This is a genomic window from Bacteroidota bacterium, from assembly GCA_037133915.1.
Taxonomy (GTDB): Bacteria; Bacteroidota; Bacteroidia; order Bacteroidales; family CAIWKO01; genus JBAXND01.
The window spans coordinates 20,134-40,251 of record JBAXND010000017.1 but is presented as its reverse complement, the minus strand read 5'-3'; the positions used below and the strand labels follow the sequence as shown (position 1 = coordinate 40,251).

Genomic DNA, 20,118 nt, shown 5'->3' with positions numbered 1-20,118 from the left:
TGCAATTTTAACAAATAATAAAAACAATTAATCATGAGGCAATTACTGCTAGGCATGGGGATGCTTTTATTCTCATTGATATCATCAGCCCAAAGTGTTATTTACCACGAGAATTTCGACCCCTCGTCATTAGCCGACAGTGTAACCTCTAACGGCACGCCGCTTGGCTGGGCAGTCAGTTCGCGGTTGTCCGTAAGCGGACCAAACTGCGACACAAATTACGTTCAGATAAACGATACGTCATATCTGGTAACGTCCGCGTTCAGCACCACAGGACTTTCCTATGTTTTTCTCGACTTTGACCATATTTGCAAAACCGAAATTGTGGATGGTGGTGAGATTCAGGTTTCCGTGAATAACGGACCCTGGACAAAGCTGACGGCTACCGAATACATAGATCCGGGCAATTCACAATTTGTGAACAGCGGTAACAAATTCTGCGGAAACACCTACCCTATCGACTGGCAGTCAACCAATGCTATTGCGAAACCTCAACAGAGCTGGTGGAAACATGAAACCTTCAATATTTCCCTGCTGGTAGGCAATCAGGCCAATGTAAGAATCCGTTTTGCTTTGCGCGATGGCAATATGAATGGCAGCAACGGTGCCCGCGGATGGTTTCTTGATAATATAAAGGTTACGGCATCTTTTTCGGAACTCACACCCCCGACAATAACCTATATAGCACCTAATTTTCAGGGAACGGTGTACAATCTCGGCCCCTTCAATATCAAAGCAAAAATAAGCGATGGTTCGGGAATTCAAAAAGCATATACCTATTATAAAGTAAACAACTCGGCCATTGATTCTGTGCTGATGACCGTTACCGGCGGCGATACCATGGTGGGAATCATTCCATCTGTATTAAATCTTGATACGGTGAAATATTATATCAAAGCCTGGGACAACAGTCTTGCTCATAACAGCGCGCTCAATCCAAACAGCGGATTCCGTTCGTTTGTGGCAACCTCAGGAATTACATTTCCTTATATTGATAACTTTGACGGTGCCGGTCTGACATGGGTTGATACAAGTCTTACGGCAGGTTCTAACTGGGAACTTGGAACACCCGCATATGGAACAACCAACAGCGCTCATTCAGCGCCCAATGCCTGGGATGTGAACTTAAATACGATTTATGGTGCAGGCGCAAATTGCATGCTTTTTTCGCCGGTATTCGATTTTTCTTCTACGGTAAATGCAAAGATGTCGTTCTGGCTGAATTATTATGTTGAACAGGGCTGGGACGGAACACGCATTGATTATACAATCGACGGCATTACATGGAATGTGCTGGGTGCCATGGGCGATCCCAATGGCGTAAACTGGTATAATTATGCTTCACTCAATTCCAGCCAGAAACCCGGATGGTCATATCAGTCGGGCGGCTGGGTAAAATGTGAGTATACCCTTACCCAACTGAACAATGTGGTTGGACCGGTTCAGTTCAGGTTCGTTTTCACATCCGACGGCTCCGGTCAGTACGACGGCATCAGCATGGACGATTTTTCCATTGTTCCTCCTTACCCGCTGGATGCCGGTGCGGAAGCTGCCCTTACTCCTGATTTCAATACATGCCTCGTTTCAGGCAATCACAATGTAACAGCAGTCATTAAAAACTTTGGTTCACTTACGATGCACGGACCGGTTAATATTGCGTATAAACTCGATAACGGCGCCCCTGTGGTCGAAGCATGGAACGACAGCCTGGTGGCAGGAGCCATTGACACCTTCGCATTCAGCACTCCCATGACGGTAACTGCCGGAAATCACACCATTAAAATATATACGATGCTTAGCGGCGATGGTCTGAGTTTTAACGATACACTCACCGTGAATTTCAGTGTTCTTGCACCCATCGCGCTACCCTATTTTAATGATCTGGACTCATTGGCGTCACTGAATGATTTTTGTATCACCACCGGCGCTCAGGGCAGGGTGGATTTCCTTGCAGCAGCAGGAAATAACAGTCCGGGCGGTATCGCCATGGATGTAAATAATTATATTAACTGGAACATCAGCAATCCTGATACGAATATACTTTCGCCTTACTACTGCTGGCTCCCCACGGTAAATCCTTCGCATCTGGCAACAACCAAACTGGTAGTCAATACAACGGGTTACTCTGTGTTGAAACTAAAATTTGATGCCATGCTTTTGTATGCTTACGCGAATGAATACACCAATTTCAGGGTAACCGTTAATGGCACGATGATAACTCCGCACATGAGTCCTGCCGGAGCTAATTCGCTCTATACAACCTATGAATACATGCTGTCATCGTTCTTGCCGGCGCCCTACCTGATTATCGAATTTCAGTCTAAAGTTTATTATCCGCGCGATTATACCACACCAAACGGCAATGGTGTTTATCTTGATAATATTCAGATATTCGAACCGCCTGCCCAGGAAGCCAAACTGCTGAAAGTAACATCGCCTAACGACGGTTGCGGACTGGGTATGGAAGACGTAACGATTCAGTTTAAGAATACGGGCTCCGACACAATTTTCGGGAATCTTGCGGCCGACTATCAGATTGCGGGAGCCACAGCCATTCCAGCAGAAACAATACCCGGAACCTTTGCTCCCGGTGACACGGCATTATATACTTTTTCTGTTCAGGCAAACCTGGCTGTTGTTTCGGCAGATTCTACCTTTGTTATTAAAGCATGGATTGCACTGCCCGGCGATCCGTTTGCATTCAATGATACTCTTGTTAAAAGCGTTGGCTCAAAGTTTATTCCTGCAGCGCCTGTCGTCACTGCCGTGTACGACATACCCTATGCTACCGATACACTGCTTCATGCTTCATCGCCGGTCACTGTTTACTGGTACGACCAGCCGTCGGGAGGCAATTATTTAGTAATGTCGCATGATTACACTACCCCCATACTCTATGATACAGCCTATTTTTATGTTGAAGCCAAGAATGGATCAGGCGGGACCGATTTTGATATTGGAACCGGGAATCTTGTAAATACGACATACAGTTATCCTTGTCCGTACGGCAATTATTATAAGGGTGCCAAACAGCAAATGTTGATCCCTGCATCAGAACTTCTGGCGGCAGGCATGGGCCCCGGACCAATTCAAGGATGTGCTTTTGACGTAGTAAGCCCCGCAGGCAGCGCTCTTTCAAACTTCAATATTAAAATCGCAGCAACAAATATTAATTCGCTGACATCATGGACCAACACTGGTCTCACACAGGTTTACAACGTAAGTTCATTTACAAATACAATCGGGTGGAATTCTCATCTGTTCTCAACACCATTTATTTGGGACGGCGTCAGCAATATTCTCATTGAAACCTGTTTCGACAACTATCCGTCAGCATACACTACGAATGCCATTTTGAACCAGTCGACAACCACCTACGCTTCAACACTGGATTATCATTCCGACGGTGGTTCCGTTTGCCCCAGCCCACCATCATATTTTAATGCTATTTTCCAACGGCCCAATATTCGCTTTAAAGGCACTTCATCAGGCTGCTCAAGCAATAGAGTAATGGTTCAGGTGAATGTAACAGGCATTCCGCCTTTTGATGCAGGAGTTGTTGCAATTGATACTCCGAACACTGCAATAAATCTAACAGCCGCAGAACCAATTTCAGTGAGAATAAAAAACTTTGGCTCTTCTGCCATCAGCGGTTTTCCGGTATCATTCCAGATTAATAATTTTGCGCCGCTTACTGAAATCGTGAGCACAACCATACAACCCGGCGATACACTTTCATATCTATTTACAGGAACTGCAGGTCTTGGAATGCATGCCATTTATAATCTGAAAGCCTTCACCGGCCTTTCCGGCGACAATACCCACATCAATGATACAGCCTACAAATCGGTAGAGAACCAGATGCCTGTGTATTGTGCTTCAGGAGCAGCTACAACTGCTGACGACGATATTACGCATGTTACTTTTGCAGGAATCAACAACAGTTCACCCAGCCCGTATAACGGCACTTACAGCGATTACACCGCATTGACACCGGCTCACTGTTTTCTGGGCAATAGCTATCCGGTTTCTGTAGGTATTGGTTTCAGCGGCTCTTATGGTTATGCCGGGTATGTAGAAGCATACATTGACTTTAACGCAAACGGTATTTTTGAAGAACCGTCTGAAGTAGTATGGGGTTCGGCCTATACAAACCAGTTAACCCAAACCCTCACAGGAACGATAAACATCCCGGTAACGGCAACAGCCGGGCTTACCCGCATGCGTATTGTTGCGGTTGAAAGTGGAGATGCCGTCAGTGTTACTCCATGCGCCTATTATTATTATGGCGAAACCGAAGATTATAATGTATTCATTTCGCCCCTGCTTCACAAAGATGCGGGCGTACTGGCCATTGTAAAACCAGAGCCTGCCGAATCGGAAGGCACGCCCATTCCGGTGAAACTTGTAGTTAAAAATTATGGCCTTGATACGCTGAGTGCATTCGATATTAAAACTGTATTTAACGGCACAGCGCAGGTATTTCCATGGTCGGGCACCTTGTTCCCGTCGGCGGTTGACACAGTAAGTCTTCCTTCAGTCACACTCAACCCCGGAATGAATCTGCTTGTTGCTTATACCGTTCTTACAGGTGATTCAAACGCCTTTAACGATACAGCCATACAGCACTGCTTTGGCATTCCCCCGATTTTATATTATAATGACAACTTTGAACAAAACAACGGATGGACAGTAAACTCAGGAAGTCTGTGGCAGAGAGGCGTGCCAACAGCAACAACCATTCATTCGGTGCATAGCCCAACACGCTGCTATAAAACCAGACTTGTAGGAACCTATCTTAACAGCAGGAACGATTACCTGATTTCGCCTTCAATAAATCTGCAGAATATACAGGGCGCCGTGCTTACATTCTGGCATTGGATGGATACCGAACCCAACGACGGCGGAAATGTGCAGTATTCCATTAATGGAGGCACAACCTGGATAACGCTCGGATATCAAAACGACCCGGGCGCCGTAAATTGGTACAATACTTTTCAGAACGGAAAATACTTATTTAACGGGCAATTCGGACATTGGGAGGAATCCATTTACGACCTGGCGCAATTTAATAATAAACCGGATTTCAGAATACGTTTCTATTTCACATCAGATGCAACTATAAACACTTACGATGGCTGGGCCGTTGATGATGTTCAAATTCATGTTCCCAAAATTCCGAAAGATGCCGGTGTTATCAGAATTTCAGATCCTACAGGCGGCACAATTGGAGGTGCGTTTGTGAATCCTAAAGTTACCATTATGAACTTTGGTATCGACACGCTTACAACCATCCCGGTAGCCTATCAGGTATCGGGTGGCGGACTCATGGTAGAAAACTGTATGGCGACCCTGCATCCGGGAGATACCGTGGAATACACGTTTACGAACCACTATCAGGCACCATTAACCGGTTATTCGTTGTGTGCATTTACAAAATTAGGCAGCGATTATTACCGCATAAATGATTCTACATGCACCGCACTTACAAATACATCGGGTATTGAAGGTGCTGATAACAACGGCTTTGGTCTGGGGCAAAACATTCCGAACCCGGCAGGTATACTGACCATTATTCCGTATTCTTTGCCTGAAAAAGGAAAAGCAGTGTTTACAATTACCGATATTTTAGGTAAAATTATTTATACAGAAACCATAGAAACTGCAGCAGGTGGCAATACACTCAGCTTGAATCTGAAGGATTTCGGCTCAGGCGTGTATTATTACGGTCTTGCATTTAAAGGGCAGCGACTCGTGCGAAAAATGGTCATAGTGAAATAACTATTAAAAAAAAAGCTGTCTAAAAAGACAGCTTTTTTTCTTATACTGCAACCGATTTAAGATCGGCTCTGTCGAGATTCACTGTGAAGTGGCGCATAATGGGCGCTTCGTTAACAATTTTCAATCCACGGGTGATTGACTCCCGGCGCTCATAAACATTTCCAAGTGCGGCAGCCACGTAATCCATATGATTATTGGTATATACACGACGGGGTATGGCTAGTCTGAGAAGTTCCAGACTGGGATAGCGATTCTCACGCGTGTCAGGGTCGCGGTCGGCAAGCAATGCGCCTATCTCAACACCACGCACACCACCTTCAATATACAGCTCAATGGCCAGTGTCTGTGCCTGAAATTCTTCTTTAGGAATGTGAGAAAGAAATCTTTTTGCATCTACAAAAATAGCATGTCCGCCAAATGGTTCCTGCAAAGGAACGCCATAACCTTTGAGCAGTTTTCCTAAATAAGCAACCTGCTTAATGCGGGTATCGAGATAATCGAATTCAGTACCTTCTTTTAATCCTTGTGCAATGGCATTCATATCACGGCCGGCAAGTCCGCCATACGTAATATAACCTTCGAACATTATATTAAATACACTGGCTTTATGAAACAGTTCTTCGCTGCGCATTCCAATAAAACCGCCAATATTCACGATAGCATCTTTTTTGCTGCTCATGGTCATGGCATCGGCATAGCTGAACATTTCTTTCACAATCTGCCTGATGGTTTTATCGGCATAGCCTTCTTCACGCATCTTAATAAAATAGGCATTTTCAGCAAAACGTGCGGCATCAAATACCAACGGAACATTATATTTTTTCGCAATCTTATGAACCTCTTTGATATTCTGCATGGAAACAGGCTGTCCACCCGATGAGTTGCAGGTAACCGTTATTATAATGAAAGGAATCTTTTCTATCGGATTGGTTTTAAAAACATTCTCGAGTTTGGCGATATCAATATTGCCTTTGAAAGGATGAACAAGTGTAGTATCAAATGCTTCATCTATTGTGCAATCAACGGCATGGGCCGCACGGAACTCTATATGTCCTTTGGTCGTATCAAAATGTGAGTTGCCCGGGATGATATCACCGCTTTTAACCAATACGGAAAACAGTACATTTTCAGCGGCACGCCCCTGATGCGTCGGCAGGAAGTAATCAAATCCCAGCAACTCCCTGATTGCCTCTTTCATTTTAAAATAAGAGGAGGCACCGGCATAACTTTCATCACCCAGCATAATCTCCGACCACTGTCGGTCGCTCATAGCGCCGGTTCCGGAATCAGTAAGCAGGTCAATGAAAACACGGTCAGCCGGAAGGTTGAATAAATTAAAGTTCGCTTCTTTGATCCATTGTTTCCGTTCTTCGATTGTACTTTTACGAATAGGTTCAACCATTTTAATCTTATACGATTCTGCAAAAGGTAATTCCATAATTTCAGTGCGTTATTCACCGGGAATCATTTCCCTGTGATGTCGATTCAAAAGTACAATTGTTTTATAAATATCAACACAAAATTGAAGTGAAAACGAATAACTTCAATATAAAAACCTGAAAAATGAAATTTAAGAAACTGTAAATTATAGATTTAATTACCGGCAGCATTGCAATATTCAAAAAAAAAAACCGGCAAAGTGTTATGCTTTACCGGTTGTACGCAGCCACCCATTGAGGCGGTACGCTAATTTTTGATAATACATTAAGAACTCTACAGTAATTATATCGCACAACCTTCAACTGGTTACTTACACGTATTTATACGAATAGTAGTTAACGCAGCAACAGTAATTTTAAGGGGCGATAACAAACCGCGAAATTAATCGCCGCAATTCATAATGCACTCAATAATGTTCAATACCGCATTCTGACGGAGGAAATAGAACATGTTTTTTCCTTCCCTCTTGGAATCCAGTATACCATAGCTTTTCAGCAGGTTCAGGTGGTGTGATGCCTCCGGTTGAAGGATATTCAATCTTTTATGAATATCGGTTACACACAAGCGGGTCTCTTCTTCAAGCATGGTAATTATAGCAATGCGAGCAGGATGAGCAACCACTCTTAAACGGCCGGCGGCCTTTTCTAGTTTAACAGGATCGATTGATGCCATTGTTTTATGTTATTATGTTTTTACATGACAAACTTACGACTATTACCCTCCCATTACAACAGTATTTTAACCTATGTTTAATATAATATTTGATTTTTTTTACGGGTTGTATTACCTATACGTTTGTTTTTCAGATTCTTAATTTTTTTGATATTATCATGCGATTTCTCTATTTTAAGGGGAATAATATGTATTTCAGCATCAAGCTTACTGAGAATACCTATCTATGAATCTATATTTATGACTAATAAAAAAGAGCCGCACAAAAAATGTACGACTCTTTTGAGTAGAAAATAATATTAAAAACTACTGTACGATGGTCATTTCATCAATCAGATTTTTAGCGCCGGCATATTTGTCGATAACAAACATGACGTAACGGATATCAACACAAATAGTGCGTTGCAGCTCCGGCTCATAATTAATGTCACCGCTCATAGCTTCCCAGTTGCCATCAAATGCAATGCCGATAAGTTGTCCGTTTGCATTGATTACAGGGCTTCCTGAATTACCACCGGTGATATCAAGATTTGCGATAAAGCAAACAGGCACATCGCCGTTTACACCATAGCGTCCAAAATCTTTGGCATTGTATAATTCTTTAAGCTTGGCAGGAACAATAAACTCATCGTTTTTAGGATCTTCTTTGGCCATAACGCCACTCAGCCAGGTCTGGCAATCGAAATGCTTGCCGGAAGCTGTATAGTCAGCAACTTTACCGTAGGTTACACGCATGGTAGAGTTTGCATTCGGATACCATTTTTTACCCGGGTCCATTTCCATCATTCCTGCAACGAACAAGCGGTTTCCTTTATTAATTTTTGTTTCAACATCGCCTACTTTTCCATAGATACCACGGATACAATCCACCATGGAAAGAGTTACCGCAAACCCGGGATCCTTGCTGATTGCCTTCCAAGTGGGTTTCTCGAGAAATGCCATCATTTTTTTATGGTCAACAAAAATAGACTTGGCATAAATTTTATCTGCCCATTTCTGGAAATTGCCTTTGTATTTTTTATCTACTTCGCGGAAGATTTCGGGCTGCTGCTCCTGCTGCACTTTGTCGTAATACATTTTGAGCAGTGCAACAAACAGTTTTTTGTCTGTAGGTTGGTTGAAATCCTTAAAGAATTTCTCTACTTCAGGTTTAAAAGCATCGGCCAGTGTTTTGATGTCGCCATCATACATTGCTTTCGCTTTTTTGCCTTTGGCATTAGCCTGTGTCTGCAGTTTCATATAGAGCTGATAGGCACCGAATGAAAAATAAATATACTCAGGACCCTGGAAAACGGCTTCTTCCAGATATTTCAGACTGAGGTTGTATTTTTTCATATCCTTATAACCGTCGGCAATAAGCTCAAGCGCGTTGCCATACTGGTCCTGTCGTTTGCCATCGGCCTTCACCCATTCGGTAAATTTCTTTTCAATTTCCTGCTTTTGGCCCAATACATTGAGGTCTTTCAGGCCTTTTGTCTGTCCAATAAAATATTTCCAGTAGTTAGCACTTGAAGCGTATTTGGAAGCGTACATTATTTTTACTTTGGGGTCGGCATCCATATCGGCTTTCATAATCTCAAGCTTCTTGGTACGAATATCAACTACGGTAGGATTTGATTCTTCGGTAGCCAATTGTACGCCATAAGATGTAAGGAAACGATCGGTGGTACCCGGATATCCCCAAATCATTGCAAAATCATTCTTCTGAACGCCATTCAGTGAAATCGGTAAAAAATGTTTTGGTTTCAGAGGCACGTTTTTATCTGAGTATTCGGCAGGAGTTCCGTCGGGAGCGCTGTATACGCGCAGCATCGAGAAATCACCGGTGTGACGAGGCCACATCCAGTTATCGGTATCACCACCAAATTTGCCGATGGCCGAAGGAGGTGCACCCACAAGGCGTACATCTTCATAAACGGTATAGACGAAAAGATAGAACTCATTATTATCGAAAAATGGTTTTACATCTACCACATATTTGCCTTTTTCGGAAGCTGCTTTTTCTAACTTGTCAGAGTTTTTCTTTATGATGGCATCGCGCTCATCTTCGGTCATTTCAAACTTTACACCTTCAAGAACTTTGGCAGTAACATCTTCCATGCGTTCCAGAAAAGCTGCCGTAACGCCTTCGCAACGGAGTTCTTCTTTCTTGCTCATGGCCCAGAAGCCATTGGTGAGGTAGTCTTTATCAACAGAACTTTGCTGTTGAATAGCGTCGAATCCGCAGTGATGATTGGTAAGCATCAATCCCTGATCAGAAACAACTTCTGCCGAACAGAAATGCATGGAAGGACTTTCAGCATTACCCAGACCAACAACAGCATCTTTCAAAGAAGAATGATTTACACTGTAAAGTTCTTCGGCAGTAAGGTGCAGGCCGGCTTTCTGCATATCAACATAATTCAAGCGCTCAATGAGCATGGGCAGCCACATACCTTCGTCGGGAGGATTAACGGCAAACGCGCCAAAACTCAGAACAAGAGCCATCAGCGCCGAAAGAAACATCTTTTTCATAAAACCAGTTTTAATTATTGTTTGTTATAAATTGATTTTTTCAGGTGCGCAAATATAATTAGCATTATTCAAAAAAGCCGATAATATCATATGCAAAACATCATTTTAAATATCGTAAGACAAAATTACGCTGCCCTTGCGGATAAAAATAACAAATTATACCAACGGGCACTATTGTTCCACATCATGACCGGTTTGCTCATCCAACGGTTTGTCCGAATGTGCCATGTTGGCTGTTCGAGCTTTCTTAATCCTTCTGAAAATCGCAAAAAGCAATCCTGCAAAGATTAAAACAACGCCCATCCACATCATGGCAATATAGGGGAAGTGTACCACTTTAACGGACACGAAGTCCACATTCTGAGTATAAATATCTGTTTTAAGTTTTTTACCCTCGTCCCGCCCTAAAACAATGCGTAAACCGGTTTCGGGGAAATCGGCAGGAGTAGATACCAGATCCTCCTTTGTGAGAACAAATGATGCTTTGCCCGTAACCAGTTTTCCTCCGGCATTAACCACACTCAACCAAACATTACAGGTAGAATCGGGAGTCATAGTCCATTGAATACTGTCGGCAGTTATCATCACGTGTGCGGCACTAAAAGGCACACCACGCTCAACTTCGAATGTCTGGAGCAACTTGTATTCTTCATCTACAATGCCGGCATCCGTCAGATAGGTAAACACATCTCTGTCGATAAAATGCCTGGTATCGGGGACAAAAGCCTTGCCCATGGTCTCGCTGATTTCAATAGCAGGGAACAGCGAATATTTGAAAAAATAATCATTTCCCTTTTTCTCCAGAAAATCAAGCTGGTAATGAACGGTACTGTTTTCGGTGACCCGTCCTGAATATGAAACATATTCATCGCCGCACTGCTTCACCTGGCCTTTCACAAGAATCATGGTTTCACTCATCACCTTCACGCCTTTTTGTGTCAGCTGCTCATTTTGCGATACCACATATTTGCCGCTGAATGTAATGAGCACACCCATTAAAAAGATTCCAAATCCGGTGTGCGTAAGCGCTGCAGCAGGATTCCCCAGATGACGGTGCAAACGAAGCATCATATCAAGCGAACCAATAATGGTGAACAGAATAAAGAATGAAAAAATACCATATGCAAGGCTATGGAGCATAAGTATTGCTACGGGCATTGTAATTACAAGTGCTATAACAACAGAAAAAGCGATGCGTTTCATGAGTCGCTTCAAATCATTTTTCCCGTAAGTGAGAAATTGTGAAAGCACCAGAAGCAGACAGGCAGCAACAGCGAACATCATCTGCCATCCGTTATAAAATGAAACAGGATCGGGTGGAAGCGCCAAGTTGCTGCCGCTGATGCGGTTCATTACCGGCAACGATGTTGTGAAAATTACCTGAAATGCAGACAGTACAAGTATCACAGCTCCGATAAACATAAAGAATTCGCGTGAAAACGGGGTTTCCTTTTTCTTTTCGTGCCCCGGCACACGGTTTAACAGTGCAATTATCAATGGTATGATGAACAACAATCCCATCATTACCAGATAGCCTGATGAAGCGCCGCTTTCGCTGAATGAATGTGCCGAAGTGTCTTTCAAAACGCCGCTTCGCGTAAGCCAGGCCGAATAGAGCACAAAAATAAAAGGCAATATGGAAAAGATGCGCGCCGTAGAAACTGTTTGACGGTTGACTTTAGACGTAAGTATGAAATGTAAACCGGCGACCAACAACAGCCAGGGTACCAATGATGCGTTTTCAACAGGATCCCATGCCCAGAAACCGCCAAAGGTAAGATCTTCATAAGCCCATGCACCACCCAGTATCAGTCCGGCGCCTAAGGCGGTGATGCTGAACAGCGCCCATGGCAAAGCCGTTTTTTGCCAGCCGGTTTTATCTTTAATTACAATAGATGCAAAAGCAAATGCATAGGGCACAAGGGCTGCAGCATATCCAAGAAATAGTGCAGGCGGATGGGTTGCCATCCAGGGGTTGCGCAATAAGGGATTCAGTCCATTGCCGTCGGTGATGAACGAAAGATAATCGGAGCGTGCAAACAGTGCATAATCGGCATAAGCAGGCATGTCGCGCAAAAGCGCAAATGGAGACGTGCCAATAATGATGCTGCCCACGTCAATGCCGGCAACCATCAGACAAAGAAAAACCTGCACCAGAGAAAACACAATCATCACGGGCTTTTTATATTGACCCGAAGTGAACATCAATATCATGCCGATTATAGCTGTCCACAATGCCCATATAAGCAGGCTGCCCTCTTTCCCTGCCCAGAAACATGAAATAATGTATTTCAAGGGCAATTCGTTTGACGAGTATTGCCACACGTAATTGTATTCGTAAAAATGTTGTTTGAGCAGCCAGAAAAGGATGCCGGCAGCTGTCAATACGGCCAGTGTATTCAAACCAAAAAAAGCGTCAGCGAGGCGGGTCAGCCATTTCTTTTCTGCGTGTTCTTTGTTGCTGCCGACAATATAAAGCACCATTGATAATAATGCTGCACCCATAGCCGCATAAATAGCCGTTTTGCCAATTATACCGGGCAGCAGGTGTTCATGCACATCAGAAATTCCTATCATAAACTTGTTGTTTTTTATTGGATAACAAAAACGAAAGTTTCAGTTGGGTAAGTAATTATTGTTTTTTACGAACTATCTTCGCATTAGAAACAAAAGTAGCAAAAATAAGCAGCCTGAGTGCTTCTTAAAGGCTAAGTACAAAAAAGAAATCCTTCAAATACAATAAGCATATGAAACTTGGAATTATAGGTGGCTCCGGCCTTGAGAAATTAGACATTTTCCGTGCAGAAGATTCGCTCTTTCCGGAAACCAAATACGGACATCCGGGTGCACCCCTGCTGTGTGGTCACATCGGCACCATGGAAGTTGTGTTCCTGTCACGTCACGGTAAGGAGCACACCATACCGCCCTCGCAGGTACCTAACCGCGCGAACATCATGGCACTGAAGAATGCAGGTTGCACCCACATAATTGCCACCACAGCCTGCGGCAGCCTCCGCGAACACATTGGTCGTGGCGATTTTGTAGTATTAGACCAGTTTATTGATTTTACGCGTCACCGCCCTATCACCTTCCACGACCACTTTGACCCGCATCTGGCGGTGCATACACCCATGGCCACACCTTTCAATGAAGAATTACGCACACAGATTATTCACAGCTCCCGCGAGATAGGCCTGTGTTTCCACGAAAAAGGTACCGTTGTAACCATTGAAGGACCGCGATTCTCCACGCGTGCCGAATCAAATATGTTCCGCATGTGGGGCGCGGATGTAATCAATATGAGCACAGCCCCCGAAGCTATCCTTGCCAATGAAGCAGGTATTCCGTATGCAGCCATCGCGCTCAGTACCGACTATGATTGCTGGAAGACAGACGAGGAGCCGGTTTCGTGGGACGCCATCGTGGAAGTGTTCAATAAAAATGTAGCGAATGTTACCAAGCTGCTGATGCGGGTGATAGAAAGGATGAGTTAGTCGTAAGCCGCCTGTCCGCCTTTGGCGGATGAGTCGTAAGTCGTAAGTCGGGAGTCGAGAGCCGGGAGTCGGGAGTTCATAAGGTTTGAAAGAAGCTGTTGAAAATAGAAGACAGAAGTCAGAAGAAAAAACAATTGTGGTCTTCGACAAGCAAAATGACACACTTTTCTGAACACTCCCTAAAGAACTCCCTGAAGCAACCTATTTTCGACTCGTGAGACGAAATGAACGACTCGCTCCAACATATTTTCGACTCGCAAGACGAAATGAACGACTCGCTCCAACATATTTTCGACTCGCAAGACGAAATGAACGACTCGCTCCAACATATTTTCGACTCGCAAGGCGTAAAGAACTCCCTGAAGCAACATATTTTCGACTCGTGAGACGAAATGAACGACTCACCACACGAGCGCCGGGCCACAAAAAAAACCGGCGCCCTGAAAAGGAGCGCCGGCAGTCAATCATATTTGTTACTGAAAATACTATCGTGCATACTTGAATTCCTTACCGGGATATTTTGCAGCGCCGGCAAGCAGTTCCTCAATGCGGATAAGCTGGTTGTATTTTGCAATGCGCTCTGAGCGGCATGCGGAGCCGGTTTTGATAAGTCCGGTGTTCAGCGCAACGGCGAGGTCGGCAATGGTGGTGTCTTCTGTTTCGCCCGAGCGATGGCTCATTACGGCAGTATATGAACTGCGATACGCCATATCCACAGCTTCCATGGTTTCGGTAAGTGTGCCTATCTGGTTCACTTTAATAAGGATTGAATTGGCTACGCCTTTTTCAATGCCTTTTTTCAGGCGTTCGGTATTGGTAACGAATAAATCGTCGCCCACAAGCTGAATCTTTGAACCCAGCGCTTTTGTCATCAGTCCCCAGCCTTTCCAGTCGTCTTCTGCCATGCCGTCTTCTATGGAGATGATGGGATATTTGTTTACCCATTCTTTCCAGAAGTCAACCATTTGTGACGGTGAAAGTTTTTCGCCGGTTGATTTTTTCAGATGATACACGTTTTCTTCCGGGATATAATACTCTGAAGATGCCGGATCAAGGGCGATATAAACGTCTTCGCCGGGTTTGTAACCGGCCAGTTCAATAGCTTTCAGAATTACCTGAATGGCTTCTTCGTTTGATTTAAGATTGGGAGCAAAACCGCCTTCATCGCCCACGTTTGTTGAATATTTTGATTTTTTCAGAACGTCTTTCAGCGAATGAAATACTTCGGCACCCATGCGGATAGCTTCCGTAAAGGTTGGTGCGCCTACGGGCATAATCATAAACTCCTGAAAATCGATGCAGTTATCGGCATGCGAACCACCGTTGATGATGTTCATCATCGGGATGGGTAGTGTATTTGCGTTGGCTCCGCCAACATAACGATACAATGGCTGGTTGGTAAGAGTTGCTGCAGCTCTTGCACACGCCAGAGAAACGCCTAAAATGGCATTGGCACCCAGATTTGATTTGGTAGGTGTGCCGTCAATCTCAATCATGGTTTTATCAATCAGGTTCTGTTCAGTAACGAACATACCGCGGAGTTCTTCGGCAATAACTTTATTTACGTTCTGCACTGCTTTCAGCACGCCTTTTCCTTTGTACACATTTTTATCGCCATCGCGCAGTTCATGTGCTTCGTGGATTCCGGTAGAGGCTCCCGAAGGAACGGCGGCGGTTCCAATCACGCCTGAATCGGTCATTACATCGACCTCAACGGTCGGATTACCTCTTGAATCAAGGATTTGCCTTGCATAAATATTTGAAATTGTACTCATGTTTGTGGTATTAAATTAATGCGGATAAAATTACTCTTTTTCTGATAAACCAAAAGGATAAAGCACCAGGTACTTTATCCTTCAGGGAAAAATTCTTTATGAAGAAAAATTATTTTGTTTCTTCTGAATCTTCAGCTTTGGGCTGTGCTTTTTTGGTAGTTTTCTTTACCGGTTTTTCTTCCTTAGGCTCTTTTGTTTCCTTAGGTTCTTTGGCTTTTGCTTTAGGTTCAGCTTTTGCTTTAGGCTCAGCTTTTTCTTTAGGTTCTGCACCGGTGGTTTTCTTGGCAGCAGGTTTACGTCTGCGGGTAGCCTTAACAGTTTTGGCTTCTTTGGTTCCGAGCAGGAGCTCATTATAGTCAACCAGTTCGATGAGTGCCATTTCGGCGGCATCACCTTTGCGTTTTCCCAGTTTCAGGATTCGGGTATAGCCACCCGGACGGTCGGCAACCTTTACTGAAATCTCGCGGAATAACTCTGTTACGGCTTCCTTATCGCCCAGCATGCTGAACACGATTCTGCGCGAATGCGTTGAGTCGTCTTTAGATTTGGTGATAATGGGTTCTAAATAAGTTCTGAGCGCCCTGGCTTTGGCTAGGGTTGTTTCAATTTTCTTATTCATGATCAGGGAGCTGCACATGTTGGCAAACATTGCCTTACGGTGTGAACTTGTCCTGCTTAAGTGGTTAATTACTCTGTTATGTCTCATTTCGCTTAATCCTTATCCAATTTATATTTAGCAACATTCATCCCGAAATGAAGTCCTTTGGCTTTCACCAGTTCTTCGAGTTCGGTGAGAGATTTTTTACCGAAATTTCTGAATTTAAGAAGGTCATTTTTGTTGAAAGCAACCAAATCGCCCAGGGTTTCAACGTCGGCAGCTTTGAGGCAGTTGAGTGCCCGAACGCTGAGGTCCATATCAACCAGTTTGGTTTTGAGGAGTTGCCTCATGTGAAGTGAGCTTTCGTCAAATTCTTCAGCCACGGCTTTTTCTTCAGTGTCAAGGGTAATCTTTTCGTCTGAGAACAGCATAAAGTGGTGAATGAGTATTTTGGCGGCTTCTTTGAGTGCTTCTTTGGGTTCAATAGAGCCGTTGGTGGTAACTTCGAGAATCAGTTTTTCGTAGTCGGTTTTCTGCTCAACGCGGAAATTTTCAATCATAAACTTCACGTTCTGAATAGGCGTGAAGATTGAATCGATGAAAATGGTGCCGATGGGCATATTTGAAATTTTATTTTCTTCGGCAGGAACATAGCCTCTGCCTTTGTCAACGGACAGTTCAACCACTAACTTCACATTGGATTCCATGTGGCAGATTACCACATCAGGATTGAGTACCTGAAATCCCGAAAGGAATGAGTTGATATCGCCGGCTTTAAAAACTTCTTTCCCTGAAATGGTCACGATTACCTTTTCGCTGCTCACCGTGTCGATTTGCCTTTTGAAGCAAACTTTCTTGAGGTTGAGAATAATCTCGGGAACGTCTTCCAGCACTCCTTTCATTGTTGAAAATTCCTGGTCAACGCCTTCGAACCTCACGGCTGTAATAGCAAAGCCCTCCAAAGATGATAATAAAATCCTGCGGAGTGCATTTCCTACAGTTGTGCCATAACCGGGCTCAAGCGGACGGAACTCGAACTTTCCGAAAAACTCGTCCGATTCGATCATGATAACCTTATCGGGCTTTTGAAATGCTAATATTGCCATTTATTCTTATTGTTTTATTTGAACAAAAAAACTTTTACTCATTATTATTTAGAGTACAACTCAACAATCAGTTGTTCGTTGATGTTTTCGGGAATCTGATCTCTTTCGGGATAGCTTGCAAATTTTCCGGTTTGTGTTGCATCGTCCCACTCCAGCCAGTTATAGCGATTTCCTCTGTGATTGATGGATTCGCCGATAACTTCGAGTGATTTTGATTTTTCCCTGACACCAACAACGTCGCCCGGTTTGAGGGCAGCTGACGGAACATTCAACACACTGCCGTTAACGGTAATGTGGCAATGGCTGACAAGCTGGCGAGCGGCTGAACGTGTAGGGGCGATACCAAGGCGGTACACCACATTATCCAGACGTGACTCGATAAGCTGCAGCAGGATTTCGCCGGTAACGCCTTTTTTGCGCTGTGCGCGCTCAAACGTGTTTTTAAACTGACGTTCAAGAATGCCATAAGTGTATTTGGCTTTCTGTTTTTCCTGGAGCTGAATTCCATACTCAGAAGTTTTTTTCCGTTTTTTGGAATTACCATGCTGTCCCGGGGGAAAATTCCTTTTCTCGAAATTTTTATCGGGGCCGTAGATAGGCTCCTTGAACTTACGGGCTATTCTTGTTTTTGGACCAATATATCTTGCCATACTGAAAGAAAAATTATTTATTCTTTAAAAATATTTCATTTAACCTGACGCTTCTTTAAAAATGCCAGGGATCTCCAATTGTTGTATTATACCCTGCGCCTTTTAGGAGGCCTGCAGCCATTGTGTGGCAATGGGGTAACGTCAACAATCTCGGTAACTTCGATACCTGAATTATGGATCGACCTGATTGCTGATTCGCGTCCCGAACCGGGGCCTTTTACAAATACTTTCACTTTTCTCATGCCTTGGTCGTGGGCCACTTTTGAACATTCAGCAGCGGCAGTTTGACCTGCATAAGGTGTATTTTTCTTTGAACCGCGGAATCCCATTTTACCGGCCGAGGCCCATGAAACCACCTGACCGGTACTGTTGGTCAGGGTAATGATGATGTTATTGAATGAGGCAACAATGTATGCTCTTCCTATCGCATCAACTTTAACCACTCTTTTTTTCGTGGTTTTGGTAGCAGCAGCAGCTTTTGCCATAATTATATTATTGTACTTATGTTATTAATTTCGTGATAAATCTTAACCCTTGGTTGCTTTCTTCTTGTTGGCAACGGTTTTTCTTTTTCCTTTACGGGTACGGGCGTTGTTTTTGGTGCTTTGTCCTCTAACAGGTAAACCTGAACGATGACGTACTCCGCGGTAACAACCAATATCCATAAGGCGTTTGATGTTCATCTGAACTTCAGAACGCAGGGCACCTTCTACCCTGAATTTTTCATTGATGATATTACGAACAGCTGTCTGCTCGGCATCGGTCCAGTCCTGGACTTTCTTTGCGAGTTCGATACCTGCTTCAGCAAGAATTTTGCGAGCCGATGAGCGGGCAATGCCGTAGATATAGGTTAAACCTATTTCCCCGGATTTGTTTTTTGGTAAATCTATACCAGCAATACGTGCCATATATTCTTATATAATTTTGATAATGAATTATTTCTGCCTTTGTTTGTACTTAGGATTTTTCTTGTTAATCACAAAGAGTACACCTTTCCTTCTGACGATTTTGTCTTCCGGGGTTCTTTTCTTGATACTGGCTCTGATTTTCATTTTGCTTTCTTATTTATATCTGAACGTAATTCTACCTTTTGTTAAATCATAGGGAGATATTTCTACCCGCACTTTATCTCCGGGCAAAATCTTGATGTAATGCATGCGCATTTTTCCTGAAATGTGCGCAATAATTACGTGCCCGTTTTCCAATTCAACTCTGAACATGGCATTACCCAGTGATTCGAGTACGGTACCATCTTGTTGAATGGATGTTTGTTTTGTCATAAATACTTTATTAAAAAACTACTTTAATATTATTGTTGTTAACTTTTTCTATCAATTCAAACGTTGACAATATCTCTGTTCTTCCCTTCATTATCGCCACGGTATGTTCAAAATGTGCCGATGGTTGTCTGTCTGCTGTTCGTATGGTCCATCCGTCTGCCGCCTGCACTACTTCTTTTCTTCCGAGGTTGATCATCGGCTCAATGCAGATTACCATTCCTTCTCCCAGTTTCACACCGCTGCCTCGTTTGCCGTAATTAGGCACCTGCGGTTCTTCGTGCAGGTTTGTTCCGAGTCCGTGCCCCACCAGGTCGCGCACAACAGTATATTTGTATTGCTCAACATGGCTTTGAACGGCATTTCCGATATCACCCACCCTATTGCCTGCTTTGGCAGCTTCAATTCCTTTGTACAGGCTTTCTTTGGTTATTCGCAGCAACTGCATCCGCGCTTCGTCGGTTTCGCCTATTATAAAAGTATAAGCAGAATCACCGTAATAACCATTCATAATCGTTCCGCAATCAACAGAAACGATATCGCCGTCCTTAAGAATTTTTTTGCCCGGTATTCCGTGTACCACTTCCTCGTTTACCGAGATGCAAAGGGTGGCGGGATATCCGTTGTAATTCTTGAAGCCCGGCACTGCTCCATTATCCAGAATGTATTCTTCAGCAATTTTATCGATTGACTGAGTGGTAATTCCTGATTTAAGCATGCCCGCAACTTCGGCCAGGGTCTTTCCAACAAGCAAAGAACTTCTTCTTAATAACTCAATTTCTTCTTCTGAACGGTAATGTATCATGTTCCC

The 20,118-nt window shown here is 43.7% G+C and carries 15 protein-coding genes; 2 read left to right on the top strand and 13 right to left on the bottom strand.

What is annotated here, in order from left to right:
* The first annotated feature begins 33 nt into the window (after window positions 1–33).
* Window positions 34–5,781: a GEVED domain-containing protein gene (locus WCM76_07775; protein MEI6765525.1), complete on the top strand. Its 5,748-nt coding sequence runs from the start codon at window positions 34–36 to the stop codon at window positions 5,779–5,781.
* 40 nt (window positions 5,782–5,821) lie between these two features.
* Here WCM76_07775 and WCM76_07770 read toward each other — a convergent pair whose 3' ends face one another.
* The 4 genes from WCM76_07770 to ccsA form a co-directional block, all read right to left on the bottom strand.
* A complete protein-coding gene (locus WCM76_07770; GenBank protein ID MEI6765524.1) occupies window positions 5,822–7,219 on the bottom strand; it encodes a tryptophanase in 1,398 nt (465 codons plus the stop codon).
* Window positions 7,220–7,602: 383 nt separating this feature from the next.
* Window positions 7,603–7,893: a metalloregulator ArsR/SmtB family transcription factor gene (locus WCM76_07765; protein MEI6765523.1), complete on the bottom strand. Its 291-nt coding sequence runs from the start codon at window positions 7,891–7,893 to the stop codon at window positions 7,603–7,605.
* A gap of 306 nt (window positions 7,894–8,199) precedes the next feature.
* Window positions 8,200–10,407, bottom strand: a complete 2,208-nt coding sequence (locus WCM76_07760; GenBank protein ID MEI6765522.1) for a S46 family peptidase — start codon at window positions 10,405–10,407, stop codon at window positions 8,200–8,202.
* Between the two features lie 171 nt (window positions 10,408–10,578).
* Entirely contained in the window at window positions 10,579–12,984 is a 2,406-nt protein-coding gene (ccsA, locus tag WCM76_07755) for a cytochrome c biogenesis protein CcsA (GenBank protein ID MEI6765521.1), read from the bottom strand.
* Between the two features lie 170 nt (window positions 12,985–13,154).
* Here ccsA and mtnP point away from each other — a divergent pair, with 170 nt between their 5' ends.
* The gene (gene mtnP / locus WCM76_07750; GenBank protein ID MEI6765520.1) at window positions 13,155–13,901 is read left to right on the top strand and encodes an S-methyl-5'-thioadenosine phosphorylase; all 747 of its coding nucleotides are present in this window, start codon (window positions 13,155–13,157) and stop codon (window positions 13,899–13,901) included.
* 485 nt (window positions 13,902–14,386) lie between these two features.
* Here mtnP and eno read toward each other — a convergent pair whose 3' ends face one another.
* The 9 genes from eno to map form a co-directional block, all read right to left on the bottom strand.
* Complete coding sequence (gene eno, locus WCM76_07745; protein MEI6765519.1) at window positions 14,387–15,676, bottom strand: phosphopyruvate hydratase; 1,290 nt, start codon at window positions 15,674–15,676, stop codon at window positions 14,387–14,389.
* Between the two features lie 109 nt (window positions 15,677–15,785).
* Complete coding sequence (gene rplQ, locus WCM76_07740; protein MEI6765518.1) at window positions 15,786–16,382, bottom strand: 50S ribosomal protein L17; 597 nt, start codon at window positions 16,380–16,382, stop codon at window positions 15,786–15,788.
* A 5-nt stretch (window positions 16,383–16,387) separates the two neighbouring features.
* Window positions 16,388–17,380, bottom strand: a complete 993-nt coding sequence (locus tag WCM76_07735) for a DNA-directed RNA polymerase subunit alpha (GenBank protein ID MEI6765517.1) — start codon at window positions 17,378–17,380, stop codon at window positions 16,388–16,390.
* A 44-nt stretch (window positions 17,381–17,424) separates the two neighbouring features.
* A complete protein-coding gene (gene rpsD, locus WCM76_07730; protein MEI6765516.1) occupies window positions 17,425–18,030 on the bottom strand; it encodes a 30S ribosomal protein S4 in 606 nt (201 codons plus the stop codon).
* 86 nt (window positions 18,031–18,116) lie between these two features.
* Window positions 18,117–18,515: a 30S ribosomal protein S11 gene (gene rpsK, locus WCM76_07725; protein MEI6765515.1), complete on the bottom strand. Its 399-nt coding sequence runs from the start codon at window positions 18,513–18,515 to the stop codon at window positions 18,117–18,119.
* A gap of 42 nt (window positions 18,516–18,557) precedes the next feature.
* Complete coding sequence (gene rpsM / locus WCM76_07720; protein ID MEI6765514.1) at window positions 18,558–18,938, bottom strand: 30S ribosomal protein S13; 381 nt, start codon at window positions 18,936–18,938, stop codon at window positions 18,558–18,560.
* Window positions 18,939–18,965: 27 nt separating this feature from the next.
* Window positions 18,966–19,082, bottom strand: a complete 117-nt coding sequence (gene rpmJ / locus WCM76_07715) for a 50S ribosomal protein L36 (GenBank protein ID MEI6765513.1) — start codon at window positions 19,080–19,082, stop codon at window positions 18,966–18,968.
* A 9-nt stretch (window positions 19,083–19,091) separates the two neighbouring features.
* On the bottom strand, window positions 19,092–19,310 hold the full coding sequence (gene infA, locus WCM76_07710; protein ID MEI6765512.1) for a translation initiation factor IF-1: 219 nt from the start codon (window positions 19,308–19,310) through the stop codon (window positions 19,092–19,094).
* Window positions 19,311–19,320: 10 nt separating this feature from the next.
* On the bottom strand, window positions 19,321–20,112 hold the full coding sequence (map, locus tag WCM76_07705) for a type I methionyl aminopeptidase (protein ID MEI6765511.1): 792 nt from the start codon (window positions 20,110–20,112) through the stop codon (window positions 19,321–19,323).
* Window positions 20,113–20,118: the final 6 nt, after the last annotated feature.

Coding starts and splice junctions, on each gene's coding strand:
- map (MEI6765511.1), bottom strand. CDS start 20,112: ATGATACATTACCGTTCAGAAGAAGAAATTGAGTTATTAAGAAGAAGT.
- WCM76_07760 (MEI6765522.1), bottom strand. CDS start 10,407: ATGAAAAAGATGTTTCTTTCGGCGCTGATGGCTCTTGTTCTGAGTTTT.
- rpsK (MEI6765515.1), bottom strand. CDS start 18,515: ATGGCAAAAGCTGCTGCTGCTACCAAAACCACGAAAAAAAGAGTGGTT.
- infA (MEI6765512.1), bottom strand. CDS start 19,310: ATGACAAAACAAACATCCATTCAACAAGATGGTACCGTACTCGAATCA.
- mtnP (MEI6765520.1), top strand. CDS start 13,155: ATGAAACTTGGAATTATAGGTGGCTCCGGCCTTGAGAAATTAGACATT.
- ccsA (MEI6765521.1), bottom strand. CDS start 12,984: ATGATAGGAATTTCTGATGTGCATGAACACCTGCTGCCCGGTATAATT.
- WCM76_07775 (MEI6765525.1), top strand. CDS start 34: ATGAGGCAATTACTGCTAGGCATGGGGATGCTTTTATTCTCATTGATA.
- rplQ (MEI6765518.1), bottom strand. CDS start 16,382: ATGAGACATAACAGAGTAATTAACCACTTAAGCAGGACAAGTTCACAC.
- WCM76_07765 (MEI6765523.1), bottom strand. CDS start 7,893: ATGGCATCAATCGATCCTGTTAAACTAGAAAAGGCCGCCGGCCGTTTA.
- rpmJ (MEI6765513.1), bottom strand. CDS start 19,082: ATGAAAATCAGAGCCAGTATCAAGAAAAGAACCCCGGAAGACAAAATC.
- WCM76_07770 (MEI6765524.1), bottom strand. CDS start 7,219: ATGGAATTACCTTTTGCAGAATCGTATAAGATTAAAATGGTTGAACCT.
- eno (MEI6765519.1), bottom strand. CDS start 15,676: ATGAGTACAATTTCAAATATTTATGCAAGGCAAATCCTTGATTCAAGA.
- WCM76_07735 (MEI6765517.1), bottom strand. CDS start 17,380: ATGGCAATATTAGCATTTCAAAAGCCCGATAAGGTTATCATGATCGAA.
- rpsM (MEI6765514.1), bottom strand. CDS start 18,938: ATGGCACGTATTGCTGGTATAGATTTACCAAAAAACAAATCCGGGGAA.
- rpsD (MEI6765516.1), bottom strand. CDS start 18,030: ATGGCAAGATATATTGGTCCAAAAACAAGAATAGCCCGTAAGTTCAAG.